The sequence below is a fragment of the Epilithonimonas sp. genome (genome assembly GCF_036780765.1).
Lineage (GTDB): Bacteria > Bacteroidota > Bacteroidia > Flavobacteriales > Weeksellaceae > Epilithonimonas.
On the sequence record NZ_DAIQCG010000002.1, the window covers coordinates 656,708 to 664,187 of the forward strand.

Annotated in this window: 7 protein-coding genes; all 7 read right to left on the minus strand. The window is 37.0% G+C overall.

All coding sequences use genetic code 11. The features are described 5' to 3' along the window. Positions 1–19: 19 nt before the first annotated feature. The gene (locus tag V7P73_RS06495; protein ID WP_333852112.1) at positions 20–1,609 is read right to left on the minus strand and encodes an oleate hydratase; all 1,590 of its coding nucleotides are present in this window, start codon (positions 1,607–1,609) and stop codon (positions 20–22) included. Positions 1,610–1,707: 98 nt separating this feature from the next. Further along, complete coding sequence (locus V7P73_RS06500; protein ID WP_333852113.1) at positions 1,708–2,583, minus strand: helix-turn-helix domain-containing protein; 876 nt, start codon at positions 2,581–2,583, stop codon at positions 1,708–1,710. 59 nt (positions 2,584–2,642) lie between these two features. Further along, entirely contained in the window at positions 2,643–3,803 is a 1,161-nt protein-coding gene (locus V7P73_RS06505; protein ID WP_333852114.1) for an ABC transporter permease, read from the minus strand. 2 nt (positions 3,804–3,805) lie between these two features. Beyond that, on the minus strand, positions 3,806–4,762 hold the full coding sequence (locus V7P73_RS06510) for an HlyD family secretion protein (RefSeq protein WP_185216838.1): 957 nt from the start codon (positions 4,760–4,762) through the stop codon (positions 3,806–3,808). Positions 4,763–4,767: 5 nt separating this feature from the next. Further along, entirely contained in the window at positions 4,768–6,150 is a 1,383-nt protein-coding gene (locus V7P73_RS06515; RefSeq protein WP_333852115.1) for a TolC family protein, read from the minus strand. After that, a complete protein-coding gene (locus V7P73_RS06520) occupies positions 6,147–6,602 on the minus strand; it encodes a MarR family winged helix-turn-helix transcriptional regulator (RefSeq protein ID WP_333852116.1) in 456 nt (151 codons plus the stop codon). Before V7P73_RS06520 ends, V7P73_RS06515 begins: the two co-directional genes overlap by 4 nt. A gap of 432 nt (positions 6,603–7,034) precedes the next feature. After that, positions 7,035–7,480 (minus strand): transposase (locus V7P73_RS06525; protein WP_333852117.1); only part of this gene is annotated, 446 nt, incomplete at its 5' end.

The following is a 7,480-nucleotide window of genomic DNA, read 5'->3' on the forward strand; positions in this document are numbered from 1 at the left end:
TAACAAAATTTTTTTATTTTTAATTTCTGTAAGAGGTATGAATAGCTTTTGCCAACACGTCTGGTTTTTTCCAGTGTTCCGTTACTGGAGTTACTTTTTTATCGAGACCGAGTAGGGTATATACCGCGATGCGTGCTGCACGAACCGAATATTCTTCTGTGAATACCATATCTTCCGGTATTTCTACAAACTGACTAATCATTGCTAGGTTGGTGCTGCCTTCAGGAACAACTGCAGGGCGGTCTTTTTTAGCTCTTGGTTGAAACAACGCATCGATGTAAGGCATCATACACGGAATAACATTGATAACGCTGTCTTTTATTTCCTGTTCGTGTTTTTCAAAATGCAAATGATGAATCAACTCTGTCAAAATTTCTTCACCCGTGCAATCAATCATCGGCTTTTTCACATAATCTCCCACTGCATCGGGATATAATCCGTAGCCCCAAAGAATAGTAGTATCGTCGCCTTGCGCTTTGAAATGCGGTTGTGCAGCCACCACAATTGACATTCGCCACGATGAATCTTTAAATGTCATCAAAGCTCCGCTGCCCGGCTTGTTGCCAGTGTATTCTTCAATAAGTTTCAGAAATTTATTTCCTTTGAATGTTGGTGTGAAAGAATACCATTTTGTTTCGTCCGGTTTGGTAAAGAACGGGTCGGGGTTACCCAATTTGCCGGGTTTCTTGTTGGCAATTTTACGCCATAATGCAAAACTTGGCGGATTTGACGGTAAATATTTTGCAGGCGTATTATAATCGCCGTTATTAGAATTATCTGTAATACATCCGTTGGTAAAGAATACCAAATCGCCTTCATTCACGGTTATTTTCTCTGTATTTCCTTCTGCATTGATGCATTCTATTTCCGTTACGGTAATGCCATCATCATCGGCAAAATCCAAATCGGTAACGGTTTTTCTTAATGAAAAGTCCACTTTATTCTGGTCCAGAAATGCCTTCAACGGTAAGATAACGGATTCATATTGGTTGTATGGTGTTCTGGTAACCCCTTCGAGTGTTTCGATTCTTGAAAATTCCAACAGCATACGTTTCATATAGCGTTGAAATTCAAAAATACTGCTCCATTCTTGCCAGGCGAAAGTGGTTTGCCACATATACCAGAAGTTGGTTGTAAAAAAATGGTCGTCAAACCAATCACGAATGGTAATGTTGTCTAAATCATTTTCATCGGCAAAAAACAATTTCACAAATTTCATCCGGTCCTGAGTGTTGAAACCCATATCCGTTACGGGTAAAATGTTTCCGTTCTTGTCAATCAACCGAGCTTTTGCCTTTGTTGGATTCGCGTGGTCAAATGCCATAATTTCATCTTTTACGGAAATGTTCGGGACATCCAGAGAAGGGATACGGGATGTTAATTCCCAAAAGTTTTCATAGGTTTCTTCGTTGAGCATACGCCCGCCACGACAAATAAACCCTTTTTCTTTTGTTCCTGCACCATCGTTGCTACCGCCCAAAATCGGCAGGGCTTCAATGATGTGAATGTTTTCGCCTTTAAAGTCTCCGTCTTCTAACAGATATACGGCACCAGCAAGACTTGCCAATCCGCCTCCGATGAAATACGCATGTTTGTTCGAATTGCTCATATGATATTTTTTTAGGTTATTTTTATATGATAAAGGTATTGATATACCTTAATTCCTTAGTATCCCTAAATTCGAAAATCATATACGGAATTTCTTTTTTAAAAATGCTGTTGTCTTCGGTACTTTTGGGGCGATATTGACGCATGCTTTTTAAAGAAACGGCCGAATGCAGAGGTAGAATTAAAGCCCGTTTCAAATGCAATCTGAGAAATGTTTTTTTCTGGATAGCCGAGCAGAACGTATACTTCTTTTAATAAGGCCTCATCAATAATCTGATGTGGCGTTTTGCCGGTCGCTTTTTTTACAACCAGAATAAGATATTTGTTGGTAATGAATAGCTTGTCCGCATAGTATTGTACGTCCTTATGCTGCAAAATATTTTCTTTCACCAATTCATTGAATTTAAAAAAAATATTATTGTTATCCTGTGGAGTAGGATATGCGTTGTCTTTTCTGTCTTTATCAATTAGGACTGCAACTTCCAATAAAATATTAATAATAATAGTACGAACAATATCTTTTGTAAAACGACAATTCCTCGTGCTCTGCTGTTGAAGATAATCCAATAAATTGATTAAGTGCTTACTACTTGATTCGTTGGAAATTACTACGTTAAAGCTATTTTTATTGAATAGAGACAGATTCTCGATAAAAAATGGATTAGAAATGTTCTTGAGCAGGAAATTCTTTTCAAAGAATAGAACCTTCATACGGAAATCTTTACTGGTATTTACAAATTTTATAATTGTTGACGGAGCAGATATCAGGAATCCGTTTTGGGATATCTTGTAATGCTGATTATCAATTTCTAAATCTATACTACCAGAAACACAGATGCAGAATGCATAAAAATCCATTCGGAAGAGTCTTTTTGGGAATTCAAAAATGAGTTTTCCTGACGATATAAAGTAAGGTTCATCACAGTGTACGTGATAAAAAGATAATATTTCTTTAATGCTTTCGTAAGCTTTCATTGTTCCTTATTTAATGGATTTATGCAGGCCGATATAATTTTTGCCTTATATTTATCTCGCTACACCACCTCTCTTTTAATCTTTCGGACTTTGTAAAATAAAACACTATAGCTGGCAATGGCGCTTACTATTCCTATGATTATCATTTTTATAACATAGGGATAGGTGAGGTCTACAGCGCCTTTTTCTATTATAAGTATTCTAAAGGCAGGCAGGAAATGTGTAAGCGGGATGATATTTGCAATGTACTGAACCCAAGTCGGCATTTGGCTGAGCGGCCAGGTAAATCCTGACAGGATAAAGCTGGGTGTGGCAATAACCATAAGGATTTCCGTAGCTTTCAGCTGGTTCGGAACAAGGATACTTACCAAAATTCCTATAAAGCAGACCGAGATTACAAAAACACCTGCTATTAGGGTAAGCGGAAAAATGTTTTCATAAAAAGGAATTCTGAACCACTTGGTAAAACCCCAGTACATCAGCCATATCCCGAAGCTCATTATGAGATAAGGCACGATTTTAACCAGTATCAGCATAAATGCAGAACGGCTTTTATGTACCAGATATTTGAAAGTGCCGTTTTCAAACTCGGAAGCAAAAGAAAGAGCAAGCCCCAATAACAATACCTGCTGAAGCACAGTAGCCAAAACACCAGGCCACAAAAAATACATATAGTTGGTGCTTCTGTTGTTCTTTTTTATAAACGTGGTTTTAAATGGCTCATACTGACTCATCAGCAAATTTTCCGGAACTCCTTGTTTGCGCAAGGTTTCAACTTGTGTTCCTGCTTTGAGGGTTCCTAAGACCAGCTGAAGTGCTGATGAAGAATAATTTGCGGTCAATACATTTGCTGTATTGACTATGGTAGTGACTTCAGGATATCGTTTTGTCAGCACATCTTTCTCAAAATCTTTTGGGATAATAACGACGCAGGTTGCATCTTTCTGAATCATCAAACGATTGAGGTTTGTCTCGTCAAACTGCAGCCTTGCAACAGACAAAACTTCGTTGTCATTCATCATTTCGATGGCTTTCCGGCTGAGTGCGCTTTGGTCATAATCTACCACTATGATTGGTAAATCTGTCACTTTCCCTTTGCTGTAAACATATCCCAACAAAACACCGTACATCAAAGGAGCCCCAATAAACAAAATTCTGAGAACCTTGTTGCTCCAGAACAAACCGAACTCCCGTTTGATCAGATTGAGAAATGTTTTCATTATTAAGGTTTTAGCGTTACTGTTGTTTTGCTTAGGATATCGTTTGCTTGTTGGATGTTAATAGGGTCTATCAATATTTCATACAAAGCGTCCTGCACTTCATAATCAGGATATGCTGTAGCAATATTAGCATAGGCACCTATTTGTTTTATATTTCTGATTTTTCCTTTGATATCCCGATTCTTGTAAGGTATATGCACATTGATTTCTTTTCCTTGTGCATAATTTGCCAATTGGCTTTCAGGAATAGTAAAACGGAAATAAATGGAATTATTAAGAGAACCTTTGAAAAGCGTATATCCTGGTAGTGCCAGTTCTCCCAGCTTCAATGTGATCGATTCTATTTTCATATCCTGTGGTGCAATGATATACCTTTCTTTCTCGGCAACCTGTACTTCTTCCAAAGCTCCCTGCGCACGGTCTTTTTGTCCCAACGCCATTGTTTGCTGTTCTATGCGGACCCCGTTTTTAACATCGGCAATTTCTGCATCTACGGCTATCATTTGTGATTTGGCTCCCTGATACTTCGCGAATACTTCATCATATTGCTGTTGCGGAACCAGTGAATCCTTTACCATTGCATTCATTCTTGCCAGGGATTTTTTTGCAAACTCATATTGCTCTACCAAAGCGGATTTCTTGGCATAGAGCTGTGCCAACTGATTGGCAGTAGCACCGTGTACACTCATATCGTACTGTGCCTGAGCAGATTTTACCGCACCTTGTGCCTGTGACTTTTTTGCGTCTACTTCCGGGATTTCCAATATCGCCAATGTATCTCCCTTTTTAACAAGAGCTCCCTCGCTGATCAGAATTTTATCTATCCTGCCTGCTATTTTGCCTACTACTGCAATCTCTTCCCGCTCGGTCTTTCCCTGGATGGTTTGTGATACTTTCGGTTTATTCTCACAAGAAGCTAAAATGCCTGCAATGCTTAGTATGTAAATAATTTTTTTCATTTTGCTTAGTTTTGGATTTTAATAAAGTTTGATAATTTTCCCGATGCACGGTAAACTTCAATAGCAGCATTCCGCTGTTCAATCACGGTTTCTACTTTGTTTAAGGATTCTTTGTATATATCATTTTCCGCTCCAAGGCGTTCAGTGACGTTAATAAGCCCTAATCTGTATTGCTTTGATGCTATTTCATTATTATTTTGTGCTATTTTTTCCCTTTGTAGCGCAATATCTACCTTATGTAACGTGGTATTGTATTCTACCTTGTTTTTTTCCAATTCAAGGTCTACTTTTTCTTTGGTGTCTGCCAGTTTATTTTCAACCTGGGCTAGTCCTATTTTGGCTTCGTCTATTTTATGTTTACGTTCAAATCCGCTGAAGAGTTCCCATTTCACGGCTACGCCCAACATCCAGTTAGGATGTAGTGTCAATTCATTTAGTTTCAAATTGGCGGTCGTATTTAATTGTTCAATCGGCACTTTTGTATTGGCATTATATAATGATGCATAGCTATATCCCGCAAAAGCTCCAACTGTGGGAAGAAGGCTTCCTTTTTCTTTTTTAAGGGCATATTCGGAAGCTTTTTTGAAAGATTCCAGTGCTTTTACCTCATTTCGTTCGGCTGTGCTCAGGCTGTCCAAAATAATGATGGGCTCCAACTGATGATTGGTTTTAAGAATTTCTTCTTCAGAAAGATTGGTGGATTGTTTTATCTTGAGTATCAGAAGTTTTCTTTTATTTTGAACATCTGCACGTTTGGAAGCCAATTCCAGAGTGGAAAGTTTGATCTTATCCCGGTCATAAGGAATTGCCAACCCTTCGGATATCGCCTTTTCTACTCTTTCTTTTTCCTTATTCAATCTCTTTTCGCTGTTATCGATCAATGTTTCGGCGGTTTCCAGAAGTTTGAGACGGTCAAAGCTCCCTATGATATCTTTTATGACCTCATTTTTCTGATTTTCCATCATAAACGCTGTGCCTGTATTTTTTTCTTTGAGAGCCTTGGCTCCATTTAGGATTTGTCCGCCACTGAACAGTACCGCTTTTGCAGTAATACCTCCATAAAGGATATTCGCATTTGTGCTGAAATCGGAAGATCCCCCAAAAACAGGATATCCTGTGATGGGTAAATTCAGGGTAGCTAGATCTAATTTTGCATCACTGCTGATGTAAGAGTATAAACCTGAAGCCTCTACCTTCGGTATATATTTGGCCAATATGCTTTTGCGTTCTAATTCTAATTTTTGTAATTCAAGATCTTGATTCCTTATTTCAGTGTTTTTTTGCAATGCCTTTCCGATAGCATAATCCAAATCCTTACTTACAAGAATCTGTGCGTTGATGATAGTGCCGAATAGGATCAATGTAATGGCTAAGTTTATTTTTTTCATACCATTTCGTTTTGAATGTTGTTTTGAATATGCTGAAAGAAGTTTTTTATCTCCATAATTTGATTTTCTGAAAGTCCTCTGGTTGCTATTTCGGTTACATTGTTAACAATATTCATCACTTTTTCCTCTATCTCCTTTCCTTTATTTGTTAAATATATTAGATTTTGCCTTCTGTCAGTAGGGTGGGACCTTCTTTCTACGTAACCTTCTTTTTCCAATTGATCAATAAGTCTAGTTATGCTGGGTTTATCCCTGTGGGTAAAATCTGCTATTGCCTGCTGTGAACATCCCTGTTGTTTCCATAAAGGTACTAGCACCGACCATTGCTCCCGGGTCAGGTTAATATTATTCAATTTGAATTGCTGACCCAAAAAACGATTGAACAGTAGAGGTACATTGCCGGTAAGCAGATTGTATCGATCTTGTTCAGTTAATATTTTTTCAGCTTTCATATAAAAATTATTATTGAACAAAGTTAATTAAACAATAGTTGTAATAACAATTATTTGTGTTAAATTTTTTTAATCTTAATATCATTGAGAAGACATAAGCTTTTGATTTAATTATTGTTAGTACCATTTGTGATTAGCGAAAATAAAAGATGGTTAAAAATAAATAAAAGCTGTTCGGAATTTCGGACAGCTTTTTGGTGATTAATTTCTTAAAGAAAAATATTTGTCAAAATAAAGTCGTTGCAAAATGTATTATTGCATATTTGTATGAAGGATTCCACACAGTGGTAAAAGATAATGGAATATGGGCGGAAAAAACTTTGATGTTTTTACTTGCAGAGAATCCCATATTCACAATAGAGAAATCGTTTTTGACCGGGCTTCATTGGATTCTAAACAGTTTAAAAAATAGTAATATAACCTGTTGTGCATTTAGCATAAATTAATTTTTAATTTGTTCAAACTTCTTTTGAATATGAAAAAATTTAGATATTGAATCATTGTAAATGAAGTTATTTTTGATGTTATTCTTGTTATCAAACCTTGAAAGGTTTTAGCAAGGTTGATGTTGATTGAGAACTGTCCGCACAGTTGCGATATATTGGTTTCAATCCTTTTTCTGATTTTTGATTTTGTCTTGGAAAATTCTACAAAATCATACTGATTTTTACGCATTGGAACAGAGAGCTCAATGTTGGAATAATTGAATAAATCAACTCTTAAATTTTCACTGATGTATCCTCTGTCGCCTATCAACAAACAATTCTTTAAATTTTCTTTCACATCCTTCAGATAATTTACATCATGTACATTGGCAGGGGTAAAATCAAACGAATGGAAGATTCCGTTTTTGTCACAAACCGCATGAAGTTTGAAGC

Coding starts and splice junctions, on each gene's coding strand:
- V7P73_RS06495 (WP_333852112.1), bottom strand. CDS start 1,609: ATGAGCAATTCGAACAAACATGCGTATTTCATCGGAGGCGGATTGGCA.
- V7P73_RS06500 (WP_333852113.1), bottom strand. CDS start 2,583: ATGAAAGCTTACGAAAGCATTAAAGAAATATTATCTTTTTATCACGTA.
- V7P73_RS06505 (WP_333852114.1), bottom strand. CDS start 3,803: ATGAAAACATTTCTCAATCTGATCAAACGGGAGTTCGGTTTGTTCTGG.
- V7P73_RS06510 (WP_185216838.1), bottom strand. CDS start 4,762: ATGAAAAAAATTATTTACATACTAAGCATTGCAGGCATTTTAGCTTCT.
- V7P73_RS06515 (WP_333852115.1), bottom strand. CDS start 6,150: ATGAAAAAAATAAACTTAGCCATTACATTGATCCTATTCGGCACTATC.
- V7P73_RS06520 (WP_333852116.1), bottom strand. CDS start 6,602: ATGAAAGCTGAAAAAATATTAACTGAACAAGATCGATACAATCTGCTT.